General features: G+C 55.1%; 17 protein-coding genes and 4 tRNA genes. 5 read left to right on the top strand and 16 right to left on the bottom strand.

Annotation, left to right across the window (positions count from 1 at the left end; genetic code table 11):
• Positions 1–245 precede the first annotated feature (245 nt).
• From hemC to AB3N39_RS20090, 5 genes are all read left to right on the top strand, one after another.
• Entirely contained in the window at positions 246–1,187 is a 942-nt protein-coding gene (hemC, locus tag AB3N39_RS20070; protein WP_143345649.1) for a hydroxymethylbilane synthase, read from the top strand.
• Positions 1,184–1,924 carry a uroporphyrinogen-III synthase gene (hemD, locus tag AB3N39_RS20075; protein WP_133295324.1) on the top strand — a complete coding sequence of 247 codons (741 nt, stop codon included), beginning with the start codon at positions 1,184–1,186 and terminating at the stop codon, positions 1,922–1,924. Before hemC ends, hemD begins: the two co-directional genes overlap by 4 nt.
• 20 nt (positions 1,925–1,944) lie before the next feature.
• Positions 1,945–3,141: a uroporphyrinogen-III C-methyltransferase gene (gene hemX, locus AB3N39_RS20080; protein ID WP_136196063.1), complete on the top strand. Its 1,197-nt coding sequence runs from the start codon at positions 1,945–1,947 to the stop codon at positions 3,139–3,141.
• 2 nt (positions 3,142–3,143) lie between these two features.
• Positions 3,144–4,343: a protoheme IX biogenesis protein HemY gene (hemY, locus tag AB3N39_RS20085; protein WP_367897317.1), complete on the top strand. Its 1,200-nt coding sequence runs from the start codon at positions 3,144–3,146 to the stop codon at positions 4,341–4,343.
• A 172-nt stretch (positions 4,344–4,515) separates the two neighbouring features.
• Positions 4,516–5,727: an MFS transporter gene (locus AB3N39_RS20090; RefSeq protein ID WP_367896973.1), complete on the top strand. Its 1,212-nt coding sequence runs from the start codon at positions 4,516–4,518 to the stop codon at positions 5,725–5,727.
• 507 nt (positions 5,728–6,234) lie between these two features.
• On the opposite strand, the gene AB3N39_RS20095 is transcribed toward AB3N39_RS20090, so the two are convergent.
• The 16 genes from AB3N39_RS20095 to rho form a co-directional block, all read right to left on the bottom strand.
• A tRNA-Pro gene (locus AB3N39_RS20095) sits at positions 6,235–6,311 on the bottom strand.
• A 45-nt stretch (positions 6,312–6,356) separates the two neighbouring features.
• Positions 6,357–6,442 (bottom strand) — tRNA-Leu (locus AB3N39_RS20100).
• Positions 6,443–6,464: 22 nt separating this feature from the next.
• Positions 6,465–6,540 (bottom strand) — tRNA-His (locus AB3N39_RS20105).
• A 67-nt stretch (positions 6,541–6,607) separates the two neighbouring features.
• Positions 6,608–6,684 (bottom strand) — tRNA-Arg (locus tag AB3N39_RS20110).
• 102 nt (positions 6,685–6,786) lie between these two features.
• Positions 6,787–8,172, bottom strand: a complete 1,386-nt coding sequence (locus AB3N39_RS20115; RefSeq protein WP_136196065.1) for an amino acid permease — start codon at positions 8,170–8,172, stop codon at positions 6,787–6,789.
• A gap of 197 nt (positions 8,173–8,369) precedes the next feature.
• Positions 8,370–9,110, bottom strand: coding sequence for a lipopolysaccharide N-acetylmannosaminouronosyltransferase (gene wecG / locus AB3N39_RS20120; protein ID WP_252093694.1), 741 nt, complete (start codon positions 9,108–9,110; stop codon positions 8,370–8,372).
• Between the two features lie 12 nt (positions 9,111–9,122).
• A complete protein-coding gene (gene wzyE / locus AB3N39_RS20125) occupies positions 9,123–10,475 on the bottom strand; it encodes an ECA oligosaccharide polymerase (protein ID WP_133295328.1) in 1,353 nt (450 codons plus the stop codon).
• Positions 10,472–11,551 (bottom strand): TDP-N-acetylfucosamine:lipid II N-acetylfucosaminyltransferase, encoded by a 1,080-nt coding sequence (locus tag AB3N39_RS20130; protein ID WP_252093693.1) that lies wholly within the window; start codon positions 11,549–11,551, stop codon positions 10,472–10,474. The genes wzyE and AB3N39_RS20130 overlap by 4 nt, the downstream gene beginning before the upstream one ends.
• Positions 11,548–12,798 (bottom strand): lipid III flippase WzxE, encoded by a 1,251-nt coding sequence (gene wzxE, locus AB3N39_RS20135; protein ID WP_367896974.1) that lies wholly within the window; start codon positions 12,796–12,798, stop codon positions 11,548–11,550. Before wzxE ends, AB3N39_RS20130 begins: the two co-directional genes overlap by 4 nt.
• A gap of 1 nt (position 12,799) precedes the next feature.
• Positions 12,800–13,930: a dTDP-4-amino-4,6-dideoxygalactose transaminase gene (gene rffA, locus AB3N39_RS20140; protein ID WP_136196069.1), complete on the bottom strand. Its 1,131-nt coding sequence runs from the start codon at positions 13,928–13,930 to the stop codon at positions 12,800–12,802.
• A 4-nt stretch (positions 13,931–13,934) separates the two neighbouring features.
• Positions 13,935–14,612, bottom strand: a complete 678-nt coding sequence (rffC, locus tag AB3N39_RS20145; RefSeq protein WP_367896975.1) for a dTDP-4-amino-4,6-dideoxy-D-galactose acyltransferase — start codon at positions 14,610–14,612, stop codon at positions 13,935–13,937.
• Positions 14,609–15,871 carry a UDP-N-acetyl-D-mannosamine dehydrogenase gene (wecC, locus tag AB3N39_RS20150; RefSeq protein WP_274241266.1) on the bottom strand — a complete coding sequence of 421 codons (1,263 nt, stop codon included), beginning with the start codon at positions 15,869–15,871 and terminating at the stop codon, positions 14,609–14,611. The genes rffC and wecC overlap by 4 nt, the downstream gene beginning before the upstream one ends.
• On the bottom strand, positions 15,868–16,998 hold the full coding sequence (wecB, locus tag AB3N39_RS20155) for a non-hydrolyzing UDP-N-acetylglucosamine 2-epimerase (protein ID WP_136196072.1): 1,131 nt from the start codon (positions 16,996–16,998) through the stop codon (positions 15,868–15,870). The genes wecC and wecB overlap by 4 nt, the downstream gene beginning before the upstream one ends.
• A gap of 56 nt (positions 16,999–17,054) precedes the next feature.
• Entirely contained in the window at positions 17,055–18,101 is a 1,047-nt protein-coding gene (gene wzzE / locus AB3N39_RS20160) for an ECA polysaccharide chain length modulation protein (protein ID WP_111963515.1), read from the bottom strand.
• A gap of 13 nt (positions 18,102–18,114) precedes the next feature.
• Positions 18,115–19,218 (bottom strand): UDP-N-acetylglucosamine--undecaprenyl-phosphate N-acetylglucosaminephosphotransferase, encoded by a 1,104-nt coding sequence (gene wecA, locus AB3N39_RS20165; RefSeq protein ID WP_111963514.1) that lies wholly within the window; start codon positions 19,216–19,218, stop codon positions 18,115–18,117.
• Between the two features lie 242 nt (positions 19,219–19,460).
• Positions 19,461–20,720 (bottom strand): transcription termination factor Rho, encoded by a 1,260-nt coding sequence (rho, locus tag AB3N39_RS20170; protein WP_008501566.1) that lies wholly within the window; start codon positions 20,718–20,720, stop codon positions 19,461–19,463.
• Positions 20,721–20,738 lie beyond the last annotated feature (18 nt).

The following is a 20,738-nucleotide window of genomic DNA, read 5'->3' on the forward strand; positions in this document are numbered from 1 at the left end:
TCATTTTTGGTGGTACCGACGAAAAAATGGTCTAAAACGTGATCAATTTAACACCTTGCCGGTTGACCGTAAAGAAAGATGCGCTACATACAAGTGTAGCACCGTTCTGTACGTGTAAATTCCTGAATACGGCTCTGGCTGACGAATACGCCGCCTTGTCCCTCTCACGCTCATCAACCGTAAAACTGCCATCCCAGAGTCAACAATGTTAGGATGGTTAGCGATTGATAATGACGGTAACAAGCATGTTAGACAATGTTTTGAGAATTGCCACACGCCAAAGCCCTCTCGCGCTCTGGCAGGCACATTATGTGAAGCAGCGCCTGGAAGCCTGCCACAGTGGATTGCGCGTCGAGCTGGTGCCGATGGTCACACGCGGTGACGTGATCCTCGATACGCCCCTGGCGAAAGTGGGCGGCAAAGGCCTGTTTGTCAAAGAACTGGAACTGGCATTGCTTGAGAACCGCGCCGATATCGCCGTACATTCGATGAAAGACGTGCCCGTCGAGTTCCCGGAAGGGCTGGGACTGGTGACCATCTGCGAGCGCGAAGATCCGCGCGATGCGTTTGTCTCCAACCACTACGACTCGCTCGACGCGCTGCCGGAGGGTAGCGTGGTTGGCACGTCCAGTTTACGCCGTCAGTGTCAGCTGGCGGAGCGCCGTCCTGACCTGATCATCCGCTCACTGCGCGGTAACGTCGGCACGCGTCTGGGCAAGCTGGATAACGGCGATTACGATGCCATTATCCTCGCCGTTGCCGGTCTGAAGCGTCTGGGGCTGGAGTCGCGCATTCGCGTGGCGTTGCCGCCAGAGCTGTCGCTGCCGGCCGTGGGCCAGGGTGCAGTCGGCATCGAGTGCCGCCTGAACGATGCGCGTACCCGCGAACTGCTCGCACCGCTGAACCATGACGAGACCGCTACCCGCGTAAAAGCGGAGCGGGCGATGAATACCCGCCTCGAAGGCGGGTGCCAGGTTCCAATTGGCAGCTATGCTGAATTGACGAATGGCGAACTGTGGCTGCGCGCGCTGGTGGGCGCCCCTGACGGTTCGCAGATGGTACGCGGCGAACGTCGCGGCAAGGCGCAAGATGCCGAGCAGCTTGGCGTGTCGCTGGCGGAAGAATTACTGGATAACGGCGCCCGCGAGATTCTGGCTGACGTTTACAACGGAGAACCCCCTGCATGAGTATTCTCGTCACCCGCCCTTCTCCCGCAGGAGAGCAGTTAGTGAGCCGTCTGCGCGCACTGGGGCAGGTGGCCTGGAGTTTTCCTCTCATTGAATTCTCCCCCGGTCGGGAGCTCTCTGCGCTCGCCGACCAGATGAATACCCTTCAGGACGGCGACCTGCTGTTTGCGCTGTCGCAACATGCGGTGGAATTTGCCCATGCGCAGCTGCAACAGCAGAGTTTGGCCTGGCCAGTTGCCCCCCGCTATTTCGCGATTGGCCGAACAACGGCACTGGCGCTGCATACAGTAAGCAGCGCGGACGTTCGTTACCCGTTAGATCGGGAAATCAGTGAAGTCTTGCTACAATTACCTGAATTACAAACTATTGCCGGAAAGCGTGCGCTCATTTTGCGCGGCAACGGTGGCCGCGAGCTGCTGGGTGAAACGCTGCATGAACGTGGTGCCGACGTAACGTTCGTTGAGTGCTATCAGCGCTGTGCAAAACACTACGATGGCGCGGAAGAGGCGATGCGCTGGCACGCGCGCGGCATTAATACGCTGGTGGTCACCAGCGGTGAAATGTTACAACAGCTTTGGTCGCTGATACCGCTTTGGTATCGCGAAAACTGGTTACTCCGCTGTCGGCTTCTGGTCGTCAGTGAGCGTCTGGCGAACCAGGCCCGGGAACTGGGCTGGCAGGATATTCGGATCGCTGATAACGCCGACAACGATGCGCTGCTGCGCGCATTACAATAACTCTCAAATGGGAAGCCATAATGACGGAACACGACAAATCCTCCGCCGTGGTTGAAGAGACCAGGGAGACTGTGGAGACGACGCCACAGCCAGAGACGACTGAGAAAACCGCTGAGAAGAAAAACAGCAGCAACAAAACAAGCCTCGCGCTGAGCGCGATTGCCATCGCCATTGCGCTGGCAGCGGGGGGTGGCCTGTACGGGCTGGTGAAACAACAGAGCGCTAACCAGACGTCCACCAGCGATGCGCTGGTGAATCAGCTCACTGCCCTGCAAAAAGAGCAGGAGACGCAGAAAACCGAGCTGGAAGCCGTGATTAAGCAGCAGGCCGCCGCGCTTGCCGAAGCGAACGGTAAACAGGAAGAGCTGACTAAACAGCTGGGTGAAGTACAGCAGAAAGTCGCCACGATTTCCGGCACCGATGCCAAAACCTGGCTGCTCTCGCAGGCCGACTTCCTGGTGAAGCTCGCCGGACGTAAGCTCTGGAGCGACCAGGACGTGACCACCGCCGCCGCACTGCTGAAAAGCGCCGATGCAAGCCTGGCCGACATGAACGATCCAAGCCTTATCACCGCCCGTCGCGCGATTACCGAAGACATCGCCAGCCTCTCCGCCGTCTCACAGGTGGATTACGACGGCATTATCCTTAAAGTGAATCAGCTGTCGAATCAGATTGATAACCTGCAGCTCGCGGATAACAACGACGACGACTCCCCGATGGATTCCGACGGTACCGAGCTTTCCAGTTCCCTGAGCGAATGGCGCATAAACCTGCAAAAAAGCTGGCAGAACTTTATGGACAGCTTTATCACGATCCGCCGTCGCGACGAAACTGCCGTACCGCTGCTCGCGCCGAACCAGGACATCTATCTGCGCGAGAACATTCGTTCCCGCCTGCTGGTGGCGGCCCAGGCCGTGCCGCGTCATCAGGAAGAGACCTATAAACAGGCGCTGGATAACGTCTCAACGTGGGTACGCGCCTACTACAACACCGATGATGCGACGACCACCGCCTTCCTCGAAGACATTGATAAGTTAAGCCAGCAGAACATCACCATGAACGTGCCGGACAAGCTGGCCAGCCAGCCGATTCTGGAGAAACTGATGCAGACGCGCGTACGCAATCTTCTGGCGCAGCCGGGTGTACCTGCAGAGCAGACGAGCGGAGCGGCACCTGTTCCGGCTGCTGCGCCTGAAAGCGCACCGCAAGGAGAGTAATGATGCTAAAAGTTCTCTTACTCTTCATCCTGCTGATCGCCGGGATCGTCCTCGGGCCTATGCTTGCGGGTCATCAGGGTTACGTCCTGATCCAGACCGATAACTACAACATTGAAACCAGCGTAACGGGTCTGACGATCATTCTGATCCTCAGCGTGGTGGTGCTGTTTGCGATCGAGTGGATCCTGCGCCGTATTTTTCGTACCGGTGCCCATACCCGAGGCTGGTTCGTTGGCCGTAAGCGCCGCCGCGCCCGTAAACAGACCGAGCAGGCGCTGCTTAAGCTCGCCGAGGGTGACTATCAGCAGGTTGAAAAGCTAATGTCGAAAAACGCCGACCACGCCGAACAGCCGGTAGTGAACTATCTGCTGGCGGCCGAAGCGGCGCAGCAGCGCGGTGATGAAGCCCGCGCTAATCAGCACCTGGAGCGGGCAGCAGAGCTGGCTCACGGCGACCCGATTCCGGTGGAAATCACGCGCGTTCGTCTGCAGCTGGCACGCAATGAGAATCACGCGGCTCGCCACGGTATCGACCGTCTCCTGGAAGTCGCGCCACGTCATCCGGAAGTGCTGCGTCTTGCCGAGCAGGCCTATATTCGTACCGGCGCCTGGGGTTCACTGCTGGACATCATTCCGTCAATGGCGAAGGCCGAGGTAGGCGACGATGAACATCGTGACGAGCTTCAGCGTCTGGCGTGGATTGGCCTGATGGATCAGGCGCGCGCTGACCTGGGCAGCGACGGTCTGAAAACGTGGTGGAAGAATCAGAGCCGTAAAACGCGCCAGCAGGTTCCTCTGCAGGTGGCGATGGCGGAACACCTCATTGAGTGTGACGATCACGACACGGCTCAGGAGATCCTCCTCGACGGTCTGAAGCGCCAGTACGACGATCGCCTCGTGATGCTGATCCCGCGCCTGAAAACCAACAATCCTGAGCAAATCGAAAAAGTGCTGCGCCAGCAGATTAAAACCGTTGGTGACCGCCCGCTGCTGTGGAGCACGCTTGGCCAGTCGTTGATGAAGCACGGCGAATGGCAGGAGGCAAGCCTTGCCTTCCGCGCCGCGCTCAAGCAGCGTCCGGATGCCTTCGACTACGCGTGGCTTGCCGATACGCTGGACAAGCAGCATAAGCCGGAAGAAGCGGCCGCCATGCGCCGTGATGGGCTGTTGCTGACGCTGCAAAATAACGGTACGCAGCAGTAATTCATCAGGAGGCCAGATGGCCTCCTTTTTTTATCGCATTTCTCCTGCTACATTCTTTACACCCGCATCAGCAAACGAACCCGCCAATGTAACGATGTCTTTTCATTAACTTTTTTTCACACACGCGCACTTTCTGCAGCGTGGACTAAATCGTTTTTGAAAGGAAATCGTCATGAACTCGCTTTTATATGCGCTTATTGAAGCGCTGCGCTGCCACCGCTGGCTGCGCCTGCTTGCCTGTGCTTTTATCTTTTCTTCGCTGGGGAATGGCTTAACCCAGGTCGTGGTCTTCGGCTTGCTGTTAGCGTGGTCAGCTCCGCCCGGTCTGCTCACACTCGCTTTTCTTTTCGCTACGATACCGGGATTTATCGGCAGTACGATCGGCGAAAAGCTGTGCTCGCGCTGTTCTCCGATATCCCTGCTGATACTGACCGAAGGGCTGGGCCTGCTCGCCCTGCTCTTTCCCCTGCTTGGCGTGGGTTACCACAGCGTTGCCGCATTGCTCGCTGTGCAATCCACCGAGGCGATGCTCAGCGGGATGAGCTGGCCCGCGCTGACGTTGCTCTTTAAGCGCGGTCTCAGCGAAGCAGAGCTGCCTGCTGCAACCTGTCTGGAAAATGTGATTTTTGCTTCGCAGGTATTATTAGGGACAGGCCTGGGCGTGGTGCTGTTCCAGAAGACGTCCGTGTTTACCCTGCTGGCCATTGATGCCGCCAGCTTTCTCGGATCACTGCTCATGCTATGGCTGGCTGGACGCCGGTTTTCTGCGCCTTCACTCCCACCCCTCGAGGAAGAGGAAGCCCCTGCGGCATTATGCTGGCGGACGTTGACCGTTCGGCAGAAACGCAGTCTGCTCATCCTGCCGTCGCTGGCGGCCGTTGGCTCACCGGCCATGGCGCTGCTTCCGGCCCTGGCACAGCAAATCCATCCTCAGGATGCGGCGGGTCTTGCCCTGCCTCTGCTTTTTGCAAGGAGCATGGGACAGCTTTGCGGCCCCATGCTGCTAAAAAAAGAGAGTCTGACGCGCTTTGCCGCTCGCACACCGCGAATCATCGTTTGTCTGGGCATCTTTCTGGCCGCTTATGGAACGCTACCGTTGTTGTCCGGGTGGATGGCATGTGCGCTGGGGGCGATCTTTATCGCGCATCTGGCTTCGAATATTCTCTTCGCGGCCGGGACGTTTGGCGTACTTAGTAGTTTTCATCTCACGCAAACCGCTTCGGCCAGCGGGAAAGCCTGGCGCTGGCAAACGCTCAGCGCTTCTCTTTTCACCAGTATCGCAGCGGCAGTGGCTGCTGGGTTTGGCTCAGTAGCGGCACTCTATGCTGTCTCCGCAACGGCTCTGGTGATGGTTGCCCTGATCGTGCACCGGTATCGGGAATAAGGCATAAAAAAACGCCTGCTATAAAAGCAGGCGTTAAAACAGGTCTGTAAGACAACATATTTGGTGCTTCACTCAACGTTGTGTCCATGGTGTCTGATGAGGCCGAAGCGACATCTGTCAGTGGACGATAAGCACCGTAAATGGCTCTGCGTCATTCCTGAGTTTATGAGGCACTAAGGCGAACATAAGAGATGGAATGAGCATCTACACGCATATTATTGCACGTAACGTGCCAACATGACAGCCAGAACTTTTACATAACGCAACATTTTAAGATAAAAGGAAATTATGCTGTTAAGCACCGTTTTAAGCTCTACAACGTATCGGGAAAAGGCGGGCATATGTCGCCAGGAGGAGACAGCAAAACCCAGAAATAAATATTCATTTAACTTTCAATGAGTTGAATGTCTCTGGATTGCGACAATGAAAAAGGACATTGTTGGGGAATGACTACAGGGATGAAGAATCTCAGAAAACAAAAAACCCCGCCGAAGCGGGGTTCAAAATTGGTCGGCGAGAGAGGATTCGAACCTCCGACCCACTGGTCCCAAACCAGTTGCGCTACCAAGCTGCGCTACTCGCCGATGTACTGCTTTTTGAATTTTTAGTTCAATTCATTTAAAAAGTCGTGGTGCGAGGGGGGGGACTCGAACCCCCACATCCAAAGGACACTAACACCTGAAGCTAGCGCGTCTACCAATTCCGCCACCTTCGCAATTCACAACTCTTTCAAATAATGGGGTGGCTAATGGGATTCGAACCCACGACAACTGGAATCACAATCCAGGGCTCTACCAACTGAGCTATAGCCACCACTGTATTCTTTCACGCGGTACTGACTACTTCTCAGACCACCGCAGCTCTAGCGCCGGGACTAAAATGGCGCGCCCGACAGGATTCGAACCTGAGACCTCTGCCTCCGGAGGGCAGCGCTCTATCCAGCTGAGCTACGGGCGCTTAGCGCCGTTGCGGGGCTGGATATTACGTACCTCCGTCCCCGCTGTCTAGTGCTTTTTTGAAAAAAATGCGCGTTTGGTTATGGTTTGCACATTTTGCCGCTTATTCCTCCACTTTCTGCGTGGTGGCACGGCGGCCCAGGCCAAAAAGCTTATATGCGGCCGTCACAGCCGCCAGGAAGATCACCCCGACAAACAGCGACATGCGGGTATCTTCATTAAAGTACATCCCGATTAATACGCAAATCAGGAACGCCATCGTCAAATAGTTCGCATACGGGAACAGAATTGAGCGGAACGGATGGCTTTCAATCGCTTTTTTATGCGCATGACGGAAACGCAGCTGGCTGATGAGGATAACAAACCACGGCACCATGCCCGGCAGCACGCTGGCGCTGTAGACGTAAACGAACACGCGCTGCGGGTTAGGAATAATGTAATTCAGGCAAGAGCCAATCAGCAGTATTGCAATGGAAACCGTCACACCCGCCACCGGCACGCCGGCACGTGAAACTTTACTCATCACCGCAGGCAGCTGGTTATTCTTCGAAAGCGCATAGAGCATACGCCCACAGCTGTACATCCCACTGTTACAGCCTGACAACGCTGCCGTCAGGACCACAAAGTTGATGATACCCGCCGCTGCCGTGATGCCAATTTTGGCAAAAGTTAAAACAAACGGGCTACCCGTCGTGCCAATTTCGTTCCACGGGAAGATGGTCACGATAACGAAGATCGCGCCCACATAGAAAATCAGAATACGCCACAGCACTTTGCCCACCGCGCTACGCAGCGTGACCTGTGGGTTTTTCGCTTCACCGGCGGTAATACCGATCAGCTCCACGCCCTGATACGAGGCCACAACGATACACAGCGCCGTCAGGAAGCCCTTCCAGCCGCCGGCAAAGAAGCCGCCGTTTTCGGTCAGATTGCCAAAGCCGATAGCATGTCCACCGTTGCCAAAGCCGAAGAAAATCACGCCCAGGCCGACGACAATCATCACGATAATCGTGGTGACTTTGATCATCGCAAACCAGAACTCGATCTCACCGTAAAGACGCACGGCGGCCAGATTTGCCAGCGCCACCAGCCCCACGGCAATGAGCGCGGGTATCCACTGAGCCATATCCGGGAACCAGAACTGGACGTAGACCCCTATCGCGGTGATCTCTGAGATGCCCACCGCCATCCACATAAACCAGTATGACCAGGCCGTCAGGTAGCCGAAGAACGGGCTCATATAACGATGCGCGTAAACGGCGAAGGAGCCGGTTACCGGCTCCAGGAAGAGCATTTCACCCATGGAACGCATGATGAAGAAAACAAACAGCCCGGCAATAATGTACGCCAGTAATACGGAAGGGCCTGCCCATTTGAGCGTGCTTGCGGAGCCCATAAACAGGCCCACGCCGATAGTGCCGCCCAGCGCTATCAGTTCAATATGACGAGCTTCCAGCCCACGCTGTAGCTCCGGTTTTTTCTCTGCCATAGATCCTCGATTGTGTTTGCTGTTTCCCGGCTTAATACCGGGTATTGTTTTTTAGGGGTACTAAAATACGGAGCGAATGGTTTCTTAAAATCTGCCAAATGGCAAACGATGCATTAAAAAAATGAATGCATTGCACAGATTATCAGCAGTTTTGCAGGCGAGTTGCAGCGCGAATAGCATATCGCGCTACATTTTGATTACATTTTCCCGGTGTAATGCCAGGCGAGGTAGCGAAGCAGACGGATCTGTCGTTTAATGCGCGTCGGTTGCGATAGCAGACGGTACAGCCACTCCAGTCCCAGATTTTGCCAGACCTTGGGCGCACGCTTAACGTGGCCGGTAAAGACATCGTACGTACCGCCGACGCCCATGTAGAGGGTATCCGGACAGACCAGACGGCAGTCGCGCATCAGGATCTCCTGGCGCGGGGAGCCCATCGCCACGGTGACAATCTTCGCCCCGCTGTCACGAACGCGCTCAAACAGAGCCTGCCGATCTTCCGGTTTGAAGTAACCATCCTGACTGCCGACAATATTAACATTCCATTGACGACGCAGTTTCTCCTCCGTCTGGGCCAGTATCTCCGGCTTCCCGCCAATCAGGAACACGGGCATGCCCTGTTCACCTGCGCGGGCCATAAGCTGCTCCCAGAGATCGGCCCCCGCCACGCGGGAAACATTAGCGTCAGGATACTTTTTACGGATAGAGCGGACCACGCTGATCCCGTCCGCGTATTTAAATTCAGCCGCTTCAATCAGGCTTTTGACTTCCGCATTATCCTCAACCGCCAGCATTTTTTCCGCGTTGATGGCCACCAGCGTACCGGATTTCATCTGGCCGTCGGCGAAAAGAAAGTCCAGCGCGTGCTGCATGTCGCGCCAGCCAATAAGCTGCAGGCCACGTAGCGCATAGCGCGGTGCAGAAATTTTATCAGTCATTACTATCCTTACTCAGACTTGCGACAGCGTTGTGCTGCCCTGCCGCTCGCGCCTGTGCACAAGCCCTGCGCTGTCAAACAGCCAGTACAGCAGTTTGGCCAGTAACAGGCAGAGGCCGAAAACAACCATGAAGAACACCACGCGCGAAACGAACGAGTCCAGCCCTTCACGCGCCAGAACGATCATATTGAAAATGGCACCAAAGCAGAAACTGTGCAAAATGGCGGCCTTATAGCGGTTGGTCTCTTCGTTTCCACGCACGTAAAGCCAGTCGAACCACTTGATAATCAGCCCCACGGCAACCGCCCCGGGGAGAATGAACCACGCTCCTCCCATCACCACCAGGGAACCAATCAGCGTTGGCGAGATTGCCAGACCAGAATGGTTGTTCAGCACTTCCCAGGTAAAGTAATTTGCCGTGTTAAGCACCACGCCAGGCCGGTCCGGCCATAGCCAGGAAGGGATAAAGACGTAGAAGTCGCGAACAATCGGCGCCAGCCCCTGGAAATCAATCTTGTCATAGTTTTGCAGCAGCAACGCCAGGTTTTCCCACGGCGAGAAGGTATCGCGCGTCAGGTAAAGGAACGTGTAAAACGCCTCATCTCCCGCTACGTTCATTCCATAGCGCTTTAGCGCCAGCCAGAACATACCCACAATGCCAAACGCGCCTGCCGCAACCAGCATCCACAATGAGATCCAGCCGCGGATGATGCCGATAAACAGGAAGATCGCGAAGGCGATGATGATGTTCGCGCGCGTGCCGCCCACGATCATGTAGGTCAGGATGCCAAACGCGACGGTGCTAACCAGGAAGAACAGCCACGCTTTGCTGTCCTGGCGCAGGAAAAAGACCACCAGCATCGCCGGGATGAAGAAGTAGAAGAAACGCTTAAGCGCAACGCCCGAAACCTCGGCTGAAAAAATCTGGCTGTAGGAGTGGAGCTTAAACAGCAGGAAGCCGTTATGCATGAAGAAGATACCGACGCTGACCAGGGCGATGGTCATCAGCATCACCCACGTCAGGTGGGTCTCCACCCTATTCATGGTAAAGAGCGCCCGACGCGGGGCAGCTGTCTGCGCTGAACGCAGACGCGTTTTATAGGTGACGTAGTAGACGGCATAGAAGCAGGTTGCCGCCAGAAGCGCCTGGAGCAGGATTTCCGGCGGTGCGACGCTCACGTCAAAACGGAATACCAGAATGCTGGTTAGCGGGAAGCCGAAAAAGAAGGTCAGCAGAAACAGTAACGAGAAGAAAACGTTAAAGTTGAAGCGCACCCGGCGGAATTCAAACCAGGTAAGCGTGGCGATAAACAGGGTGCTCAGAAGCCAGACAATCAGTAAGCCGCTGAATTGCAACTGACTCATACTTTGTCTCCTGAAGCGATACGCAGCGCGCGGTGCCACGGCGTGAGGTAATTCGGGCTGAAAAAATCAATGCTATTTTTATCCACCAGCGTGAGCTGGCGTTGGGCTTCCCGTACCACCTCGACGTTCAGCGTGTCTGAGGTAAACAGCACGGGAATATGCTGCTCGGCCATGTCCTGCCAGAACGGGTTCTCGCGGTTTAGCACGCACGGTACCCCCGCCTGAATCAGCAGACATAGGGTGCCAATCCCCTGCTGTCGGGCAAAGATGAAATAGCCGAGATCGCATTTTCTCAGCAGCGCGAGATATTCCTCAAATTCCAGCTTATCGCTGAGAATGTGCAGATTTTCTGCGCTAAACAGCGCAAGCCCCTGTCGGCGAACCTCATCTATGTAAGCGTCGTTATTGGCGGGATAGCCCATCGGCACCACCACGTTCACCGTGTCGCCGAACTGCTGATGCACCGCCCTGAGCGCCGCGACGTGTTCGTTACTACGATCGCCGGAATTCCCCACCAGGATCGTTAGTTTGCCTTCACGCACCGTGTCATTCGCCATGGCGTTAAGCGCCGGATCCATGCGGGTGGGGAAATAAAGCAACTCGCCGCGCACGTTGGGGTGCTGTTTAGCAAAATAGTTGAGATCGCCGCGGGTAGCAAAAACGCAGCCCGCGCGCCCCTGCGCCATGCGGCGCAACGGATAGAAAAGACGGAATTTCCAGCCTCGGGAGACTTCGTAGAGATCGGCTCCCCAGATATGCCAGCTGCACTGGGAGGGTTTAATCCCCCCGCTGAGAAGCGCCAGCCATAGCCCGGTATTAAACTGTCCGTGGAAGAAGAATCGTTGCTCGCGGTCGGCTTTCGCTTTGGCAACAACCGCCTTCGCCAGCGTGGCCTTGTCCGGCCAGAAGCGAATCGTCAGCGCCGGAAACGCCTCGCTCAGGCCCTTATCCTGACCTGCAACCATAAACTCACGCGCATCTGGATTACCCGATGCCAGCTCGTCGTTGAAGAACCGCAAAACGGTCTGGTTATGGTGTGGGATGTCCGATCCCAGGATGTGAATCAGTGCAGTCATGCGCGTTTACGCCACAATAAAAATACGCCGCAACAGGCAGCGAAATAAACGATATAGGTTGCCATGTAGGCCTGAGCCGCCCCCAGCGCGCCGTGCATGGGTATCAGCCAGTGCGAAAATGCTGTCAGTAACGCAAACTGGCTAATTTCCGCCAGGATATACAGCCGCAGGGACGCTTTTGCAATCACCAGGTAGCCGAAAACGTATGCACCCACTTTCAGCACATCCCCCACCAGCTGCCAGGCAAAGAGATCGCGCATGGCGATGAATTTCGCCGAGAACAGCAGCCAGATGGCGACATCGCGCAGTAGCCAGACGGTAAAGCTGGCAGCCGCGACGGCCGGTAACACAAAACGCAGCGATCGGAAAATCTCGCGCGTTATTTCCTGTCTGGACGTCAGTCGCGATAAGGTTGGCAGTAGGTAAACGCTAAAGGAAGCCGTAATAAACTGGAGATAGGCGTCGGAAATACTGCTTACGCCCTGCCAGATCCCGACCTCATCCCAGCTATAATGCGCTGCCAGCAGGTTTCGCATCATCACGTAGGCCACCGGCAGCGTGACGGAGGTAATGAGCGCCATCAGGGTAAATTTACCCAGCTGGCTGGCAAGGACCTTGTCCCATTGCGGTTTCAGGTAGCTAAGAGGGATGACGCCCCGGCGCATCAGCATAAATGCCGCAGGCACAACCACCAGCGCCGGGACCAGCGCAAGCCCCAGCAGTGCGCCTACATAGCCGCCCAGGCGATAGCAAAAGTAATAGGCAATCACGCCGATGACGCTGCCCAAGATTAACGCAAGCGCGTTTCCGGCAGCATCACGAAACCCTTTCATCAGCGCCAGCAGCAGGTTAGCCCAGGCAATCCCCATCTGAACCAATGCGACCAGACGCACCAGCCCCTGGTAATCGGTGTGCCCGAACAATCCCTGGCTGATGGGTGCCGCCGCCAGCAGAAAGACAATCGCCATCAGGGTTGAAAAACCCGTGACCATAGCCGAAGAGGTGCCCACCACTCTGCGCAGCTGAGCCGCATCATCGTGATACTGCGCAACGTATTTGGTCACGCCGTTGAAGATACCGGCACCGGCCAGCACACCAAGGACGGTGATAAGCTGACGGAAATTACCCGCCAGCCCCACACCAGAAGGGCCAAATGAAACGGCCAGCAGCTTGACGACCAACAGCCCGGCGCCAATTTTTACAAGCGTGGACGCGGCGGTCCACACCGATGCTTTTGCCAGAGACATATCAGCCGAAATAACTCAGAAGGGTATTAATCACCGTACGCTGGTTAACGGGCGCGAGGTTGTAGAACAGTGGCAGGCGAAGCAAACGCTCACTTTCTTTAGTGGTGTAGCGGTCTTCACCCGCAAACGTGCCAAACGCTTCGCCGGCCGGACTGGAGTGCAGCGGGATATAGTGGAACACCGCCATAATTTCGGCCTCTTTCAGCCAGGCGATGAGCTCGCTGCGGTCGTCGTTATCGCGCAGCTTGATGTAGAACATATGCGCGTTGTGGACGCAATCTGCCGGGATGGTTGGCAGTTCAATACGCCCGGCTTTTGCCAGAGGCTCAAGCGCATCGTAATAGGTTTGCCACAGGGAAAGACGCTGAAGGTTGATACGCTCCGCCGCTTCCAGCTGCGCCCACAGGTACGCAGCCTGCAGATCCGCCATCAAATAGCTGGAGCCGATATCGCGCCAGGTGTATTTGTCTACCTGCCCCCGGAAGAACTGGCTGCGGTTAGTGCCTTTTTCGCGGATCACTTCTGCACGCTCCACGAGAGCCCGGTCGTTAACCAGCGTCGCACCACCTTCTCCACCCGCCGTGTAGTTTTTGGTTTCGTGGAAGCTAAAGCAGCCGATGTGGCCAATCGTGCCCAGCGCGCGTCCCTTGTAGGTGGACATCACACCCTGCGCGGCATCTTCCACCACAAACAGGTTATGTTTTTTGGCGATCGCCATGATGGTGTCCATTTCACAGGCCACGCCCGCGTAGTGAACCGGCACGATCGCGCGCGTTTTGTCAGTGATCGCCGCTTCAATCAACGTCTCATCAATGTTCATGGTATCCTGGCGGATATCCACAAAAACAATTTTCGCCCCGCGCAGGACAAACGCATTCGCCGTGGAAACGAAAGTATAGCTCGGCATAATCACTTCATCACCGGGCTGGATATCCAGCAACAGTGCCGCCATTTCCAGCGATGCCGTACAGGACGGGGTCAGCAGCACTTTGGCGCTGCGAAAACGCTGTTCCATCCACTGCTGACAGCGCCGGGTGAAACCGCCGTCACCACAGAGTTTGCCGCTGCCCATAGCAGACTGCATATAGTCGAGTTCAGTTCCGACAACGGGTGGTGCGTTAAATGGAATCATCTTGTCACCTGTATAACCAGTAGGCGGTGGCGTCGATGTTGGCACCACTCGCAATATAACGTTTAAGCGCGGCGGTGTTGCCCAGTTGGGTCGCCACCCGCAGCGTCTCAACCTGCTGCTGCTGCGCCCAGTGCAGCGCCGCCTGCATGAGTTTTTCACCCATGCCGCGCCCGGCTAATAAGCCAATACGCGCCTCGCGCTCGTTGAGCTTACGCAGCGAGACGAAGCCCTTGATTTGACCGTCTCCTGCACGGAAAACCAGGCAGACGTGGTCAAAGGTGCCTTTAACCGCATTCTCTACCCACTGGGCATAGAAACGCCCGCTATCGTCAGGTGCATACCAGGGCGCACGAAAGCGGCTCTGCGCAAACGCCTGGGCCGCCATCTGACGCAGGACGGGGATGTCCTGTTCCGTTGCCATTTCCGCACCGGGCACATCGTGCCGGGTAAGGGTAATGGAAAAGTCTACCTCACCTTCAACCAGCTGAAAGCCGTGTTGCTGGAGCGCGTCAAGCAGATCGGTACGCTCCGCCGGGATCTTAGCCTGCACCCGTTGCCAGGCGGTAAAATCCGGTTCAGTCAGTACCGGCGCGTCATCGCTCAGACGCACGATGGCCGACGGCAGACTGAAAAAGGTACTCTCCCACTGCAGGGGCTCGAGTACCCCGTTCAGGCTGTTCAACGCCAGACACCTTTGGTATCAACTACATACTGCTGACGCACCGCATTAGCGGATGTCGCTTTAAACTCTTTGTGATCCACCAGCAGCACCAGCACGTCCGCCGTCGCAAGCGCTTCATCCAGCGCCGTCAGCGTGCAGTGCCCCGCCAGTTTTGTCGGCAATTCATGGATATTCGGCTCAACCACCAGCGTTTCACCCTTGTGCCATCCGGCAATCATCTCAGCAATTTCCATCGCCGGGCTTTCACGCAGATCGTCAATGTTGGGTTTGAATGCCAGACCGAAACAGGCAATTTTCAGCTCGCTGGCGCGCTTTCCGCTCTCTGCCAGACAATCCGCTACCGTGGTTTTGACCTGATTGAGCACCCAGTGAGGTTTGCTGTCGTTCACTTCACGCGCGGTGCGAATCAGGCGCGCCTGCGCTGGATTCTGCGCCACGATAAACCACGGGTCGACGGCAATACAGTGTCCGCCCACCCCCGGGCCTGGCTGGAGAATATTCACACGCGGATGGCGATTAGCCAGGCTAATCAGCTCCCAGACGTTAATTCCCTGATCGGCGCAGATGAGTGAAAGTTCGTTCGCAAAGGCAATATTCACGTCACGGAAGCTGTTTTCCGTCAGCTTGCACATCTCGGCGGTGCGGGAGTTTGTCACCACGCACTCGCCTTCCAGGAAAATCTTATACAGCGCGCTGGCACGTTCGGAACAGACTGGCGTCATACCGCCAATGACGCGGTCGTTTTTAATCAGTTCGACCATGACCTGGCCCGGGAGTACGCGCTCCGGGCAGTAGGCGATGTTGATATCCGCCTGCTCGCCAACCTGCTGTGGGAAGCTCAGGTCTGGACGGGCCTCTGCCAGCCACTGCGACATCTGTTCAGTCGCCCCCACCGGAGACGTGGACTCGAGGATTACCAACGCCCCTTTTTTCAGCACAGGCGCGATTGATTTTGCCGCCGCCTCGACGAACGCCATGTCGGGCTCGTGGTCGCCTTTAAAGGGGGTTGGGACTGCAATTAGATAGGCATCCGCTTCAACGGGCGTCGTGCTGGCATGCAGGAAGCCTCCTTCCACCGCCTCTTTCACCACACGATCCAGATCGGGTTCCACAATATGAATTTCGCCACGGTTAATGGTTTCTACCGCGCGGGCGTTAATATCCACACCGACAACCTGTTTTTGACGAGAGGCAAACGCGGCCGCAGTAGGCAAGCCAATGTAGCCAAGACCAATGACAGAGATGGTAGTAAAACTCATAGCGATACCCGATTGTGTTTAAGTGCATGCAAAATACGGCCACAAGCCTGCCCGTCTCCATACGGATTATGGGCCCGGCTCATCGCCTGATACGCTTCATCGTCATGCAGCAGGCGCGTGACCTCTTCGACGATGAGCTGCGCGTTGGTGCCGACCAGACGCACCGTACCGGCTTTGACGGCTTCCGGACGTTCGGTCGTTTCACGCATCACCAGTACCGGCTTGCCGAGAGAGGGCGCTTCTTCCTGAATGCCGCCGGAATCGGTGAGGATCAGCCAGGCGTGATTCATTAGCCAGACAAACGGCATGTAGTCCTGCGGTTCAATCAGTAGAACATTGTCGACATGGCCCAGAATGCGATTAACCGGCTCGCTGACGTTAGGATTGAGATGGACCGGATAGACAATTTGCACATCGTCATTTTGCGCAGCGATTTCAGCCAGCGCGTGACAGATTTGCTCAAAACCCCGGCCAAAGCTTTCGCGACGGTGGCCGGTGACCAGGATGGTTTTTTTGCCGTTGTGCAGGAATGGATAGCGGGCAGCGAGGTCTTCCTGAAGATCGCTATTTGCCAGAACGCGGTCACGCACCCAAATTAACGCATCAATGACCGTATTGCCGGTCACAAAAATTTTGTTATCGGCGATATTTTCACGCAGCAGGTTCTGACGAGAATTTTCCGTTGGCGCAAAGTGGTACATCGCCAGATGGCCCGTTAACGTGCGGTTGGCCTCCTCCGGCCACGGCGAATAAAGATTGCCGGTACGCAAACCCGCCTCAACATGCCCCACAGGAATTCGCTGGTAAAACGCGGCCAGGCTTGTCGCCACGGTAGTGGTGGTGTCACCGTGTACCAGCACCACGTCAGGCTTGAATGACTCCAGGATCGGCTTAAGCTCTTGCAGAATGCGACAGGTTATCTCCGTTAAACCTTGCCCCGGTTTCATAATATTGAGGTCGTAATCCGGGACGATGGAAAAGAGCGTTAAGACCTGGTCGAGCATCTCACGGTGCTGGGCCGTGACGCAGACTTTTGCTTCAATATCCGGATCGCTGGCCAGCGCATGAACCAGAGGTGCCATCTTAATGGCCTCCGGCCTGGTGCCAAATACGGTTAGTACTTTCACATCGATTCTCTTCGATTAGGCGATGAAGGCCGCAGCCTTCATCGTAGACGGCGTTCTTAGTTTTTGCGACGACGCGTTAACGCCACGCCAGCGCCCGTCAGTGCGCCTACAATCCCCCACATAATCATCAGGAATGCACGACGCGGACTATCGCGTTTTACAGGTTCTTCAGGCGTTCGCAAATAACGATAGGTCTGAAAACGCGGGTCCAGAGAAGGACCTACATTAAGCGTGTTGAGCATCGCGCGATTTTGATCGTAATCGAGGTCAAAATCAGGACCGACGGCCTGGAGGTTTTCCAGGCGCGCCTGCAGCATGGGGCGGCCAAGGAGGAACATCTCTGAATCAGGCAGCTCATCAGCCGGCACGTCCGTCTCAGTGCGGGAAATATTGTGCTGTTCCGCAATTTTCAGCGCCTGCTCAATATTATGAACACGACGAGCGAAAATGGCTTTAGCCACCTCTTCCTGACGTTTCACCTGTGCTTTCATCTGGATTGTACGAGCCGCCCAGGCGCCTTTAAGCTCTTCGTTAAGATGGCTTGCGGCACGCTGGCTGGCAAACGCGACATACTGACGCAACAGGTTGTTAGCATCCGGCGCGGTTTCTGCAATCAGTTTGACGCTGTCGTTCACGTTACGCAGCGCATCGCCCGGCATAAACTGAATATTGTTAATCAGATCGTCCAGCAGAGCGGCATCGGCTTTAGTGTTATCAACCCGACGCTGCTTGTAATAATCCGTCTGAGACCAGAAGTCGCGGCGCGTATCCCACGAAGCCAGTTGCATCACAAACTCTTTATAAGCCTCATCCATAACGGAGACCTGATCTGGCGTGGCGAGGTTGGCTTTAATATCCAGGTTTCGCAGGAATTGCTGCTGGGAATAGTATCCCCCAAGCATGTTAACCGTTGGTTTGTCCGTGATTGCCGTGGAGCTCCATTCTTGTTTTGCAAAGAACGTATAGGCCAGCGCTAACAGTGCAAAACCCAGCGCGATCCCCGCAATCCAAAGTTTGCCTGCCCATAACACGCGAAACAAACCCCGAATATCCAGTTCATTCTCAGTTACCACTGATTTCGCTCCCGCCAACGGTTGAGTCATCATAGTCCCGGTTTTACTTAGTTAATGTTGTGTTTTTGCCACTGTTACGACGCATCCGGCGTTTAATACGTTTTATGAACCGCGCAACTTTCCATGCGCGCTTAATGCAGTAGCCGTACAGGAAAAATGCTAGCAAGAATAATGCCAACATAACCCACTCAGGAATGATATGAGAATATTCTGCAGCTACGCCAATTGCGGCCAAAATAGCAGCGGCCAGAGTAATCAGCACAAACGCCTGACGAGAAGTAAAACCCGCACGCATGATGAGATGATGAATGTGTTGGCGGTCTGGAGAGAAAGGACTCATCCCTTTGCGCAGGCGGCGATACATAATCGCCACCATATCCATCAATGGAATGGCAATAATCCAAAGCGCGGTTACCGGACTTATCGGGTGGGTTTGACCCTGCGTGGTTTCAAGCAGGATCCAGATAACCGTAAAACCAATCAGCGTACTGCCCGCGTCCCCCATAAAGACTTTATAGCGACGGCCCAGCACGCCGAGGTTTAAGAGGATATAAGGCAGAATGGCGGCAATCATGGCAAAACACCACATTGCCAGACTGTACTGGCCATCAAACCATAAGATAATGCCAATAGCGGCGAAAGAAACGGATGACAGTCCACCGAGCAGGCCGTCAATGCCGTCCACCATGTTGAAAGCATTGATTGCCGCCCAGACGGCAAAGAGCGTCAGGAAGAAGCCAAATGGACCCAGAACTAACTCCCACGGGCCAAACACATAGCCGAGGCTACGCAGATACAGTCCGCCGACAACCATCATCACCACGCCAATGGCCGCCTGAACGGTGGCGCGTATTTTCACCGCGATATCGAAGCGGTCATCAAGAGCCCCGACTAACACCAGGACACCGGCGCAGGCAATATAGAGGGCGGCATGCGGGATATAATAGTCAGCAATACCAAACGTGAAGCAAATCCCTGCGTAAACAGAAATCCCGCCGACTAAAGGAATAAGTCCCTGATGGCGTTTACGAAAATTAGGCTTATCCACCAACCCTATTCGTTTTGCCACCTTGCGCGCAATGAACAAAAAACAGGTTGTGAATAAAAAAATACTGATCAGTTCAGTAACGGCGGTGAATAGATTCACAATGGATTGCTCTCAACAAATGTTAGTCCCGGAAGTATAACCATGAAGCCACAGCCTCAGAAGTAATAAAGATGGCTTCTTACAACTCCCTTTGTATATTTTTCAATCAATTATTTCTTTGGCTGCAGAAACGGCCCTATTGTCGCACCGACCGGTCAAAATTGGGAGTAGATGGTACTAGCGTATAGTCCATAAAAGAAAAACGCCACGTAAAAACGTGGCGTTTGCTGGCTTTATTTGCGTTACGAGCGTTTCATCATGTCAAAGAAATCGTCGTTGGTTTTGGTCATCGCCAGTTTGTTAATGAGGAACTCCATTGCGTCGATTTCACCCATTGGATGGATGATTTTACGCAGGATCCACATTTTCTGCAGCTCTTCCTGGGTGGTGAGCAGCTCTTCTTTACGAGTACCGGAACGGTTGTAGTCGATAGCCGGGAAGACGCGTTTTTCAGCGATTTTACGAGAAAGATGCAGTTCCATGTTGCCTGTACCTTTAAATTCTTCGTAAATCACTTCGTCCATTTTAGAACCGGTATCGATCAGCGCCGTCGCAATGATGGTCAGGCTGCCGCCCTCTTCCACGTTACGTGCTGCACCGAAGAAGCGTTTTGGGCGATGCAGGGCGTTAGCATCCACACCACCGGTCAGGACTTTACCGGACGCCGGCACCACGGTGTTGTAGGCACGCGCCAGACGAGTGATGGAGTCGAGCAGGATGATCACGTCTTTCTTGTGCTCAACCAGGCGTTTCGCCTTCTCAATAACCATTTCCGCTACCTGAACATGGCGAGATGCCGGTTCGTCGAAGGTAGAAGCAACCACTTCACCTTTAACCAGACGCTGCATCTCGGTCACTTCTTCCGGACGTTCGTCAATCAGCAGCACCATCAGCACGCAGTCTGGGTGGTTATAGGCGATGCTTTGAGCGATGTTCTGCAGCAGCATGGTTTTACCCGCTTTTGGCGGCGCCACAATCAGACCACGCTGGCCACGACCAATTGGTGATGCCAGATCCAGTACACGCGCGGTTAAGTCTTCAGTAGAACCGTTACCACGCTCCATGCGCAGGCGAGAGTTCGCGTGCAGCGGCGTTAAGTTCTCAAAGAGGATCTTATTACGCGAGTTTTCCGGTTTGTCGAAGTTAACTTCATTGACTTTCAACAGCGCAAAGTAGCGTTCACCCTCTTTAGGAGGACGAATCTTACCTGAAATGGTGTCACCAGTGCGGAGGTTGAAACGGCGGATTTGGCTGGGGGATACGTAGATGTCGTCAGGGCCGGCGAGGTAGGAGCTGTCTGCAGAGCGGAGGAAACCAAATCCGTCTTGCAATATCTCCAGCACACCGTCGCCAAAGATATCTTCGCCACTCTTAGCGTGCTGCTTCAGGATGGCGAAAATGATGTCCTGCTTGCGCATACGAGCCTGGTTTTCCAGCCCCATATTTTCGCCGAGAGTGATCAGCTCAGAAACCGGCGTATTCTTTAATTCGGTAAGATTCATAATGGTGTGGGTTCTTAA

Origin of the sequence: Enterobacter vonholyi, assembly GCF_040834095.1 — a bacterium.
In the GTDB taxonomy this organism is placed as follows: domain Bacteria; phylum Pseudomonadota; class Gammaproteobacteria; order Enterobacterales; family Enterobacteriaceae; genus Enterobacter; species Enterobacter vonholyi.